This is a genomic window from Streptomyces torulosus (assembly GCF_001419765.1).
GTDB classification, from domain to species: domain Bacteria; phylum Actinomycetota; class Actinomycetes; order Streptomycetales; family Streptomycetaceae; genus Streptomyces; species Streptomyces torulosus.
On record NZ_LIRK01000984.1, the window covers coordinates 1 to 1,369 of the forward strand.

At 70.8% G+C, this 1,369-nt stretch carries 1 protein-coding gene and 1 pseudogene; both read right to left on the reverse strand.

The features are described 5' to 3' along the window. Positions 1-102 precede the first annotated feature (102 nt). On the reverse strand, positions 103-762 hold a 660-nt coding region (locus AOK23_RS51265), incomplete at its 5' end, for a transketolase-like TK C-terminal-containing protein (RefSeq protein WP_420823808.1). 2 nt (positions 763-764) lie between these two features. Next, positions 765-1,369, reverse strand: a pseudogene (locus AOK23_RS51270) (pyruvate dehydrogenase (acetyl-transferring), homodimeric type); the annotation flags it as partial.

Consider the following 1,369-nt stretch of genomic DNA (forward strand, 5'->3'; position numbering starts at 1 on the left):
GTGGGTGGGGGTTGTTCGCGCGGGGAGCCGCGCGAGAAGCCACGAACCACCCGCACCCGACGACCGACAGGCGCTTCCCGACTCAGAAGGCGCCCGACAGCCTCACAGCCCGTACTTCTCGCGGGCCTCCTTCACCGCCGCCGCCCGGGTCTCCCCCCGCTTCGCCAGCTGCGCGAGCGCCGCCACGACGATGGACTGCGCGTCGACACCGAAGTGCCGGCGGGCCGCCTCGCGGGTGTCGGAGAGACCGAAGCCGTCGGCGCCGAGGGAGGAGTAGTCCTGCTCGACCCACTGGGCGATCTGGTCGGGAACCTGGCGCATGTAGTCGGACACGGCCAGCACCGGACCCTCGGCCCCCTGGAGCGCCTGACGGACGTACGGGACGCGCTCCTCGCCGCGCAGCAGCGCCGCGTCGGCCTCCAGGGCGTCCCTGCGCAGCTCGCTCCAGGACGTCGCGGACCACACGTCGGCCGCGATCCCCCACTCCTCGGCGAGGAGCTTCTGCGCCTGAAGCGCCCAGTGGATGGCCGTACCGGAACCCAGCAGCTGGATGCGCGGGGCGTTCGCCGGGACGGTCACGCCCGCGGACTCGGCCGTGTTGAAGCGGTACAGGCCCTTGACGATGCCCTCGTCGATACCGAGACCGGCCGGCTTCGCGGGCTGCGGGAGCGGCTCGTTGTAGACGGTCAGGTAGTAGAAGACGTTCGGGTCCTCACCGGGCGCGGCCTCGCCGTACATCCGGCGCAGACCGTCCTTCACGATNNACGCGAAGGCCGGGTCGTACGTGAGGGCGGCCGGGTTGGTCGCCGCGATGACCGGAGAGTGACCGTCGGCGTGCTGCAGGCCCTCGCCCGTCAGCGTCGTACGGCCGGCCGTGGCGCCGACGAGGAAGCCGCGGCCGAGCTGGTCGCCGAGCTGCCACATCTGGTCGGCCGTGCGCTGCCAGCCGAACATCGAGTAGAAGATGTAGAACGGGATCATCGCTTCGCCGTGCGTGGAGTACGCGGTCGACGCGGCGATGAAGTCGGCCATCGAACCGGCCTCGGTGATCCCCTCGTTGAGGATCTGGCCGTTCTCGGCCTCCTTGTAGTACATCAGCTGGTCGCGGTCGACGGGCTCGTACGTCTGGCCCTTGGGGGAGTAGATCCCGAGGGACGGGAACAGCGACTCCATGCCGAAGGTGCGGGCCTCGTCGGGGACGATCGGCACCCAGCGCTTGCCCGTCTCCTTGTCGCGGACCAGGTCCTTGATCAGGCGGACGAAGGCCATGGTGGTGGCCACGTTCTGGGAGCCGGAGCCCTTGTCGAAGGAGGCGAAGGCCTTCTCGGCGGGGGCGGGCAGCGGCGCCACCGGGTGGACGCGGCGGGCC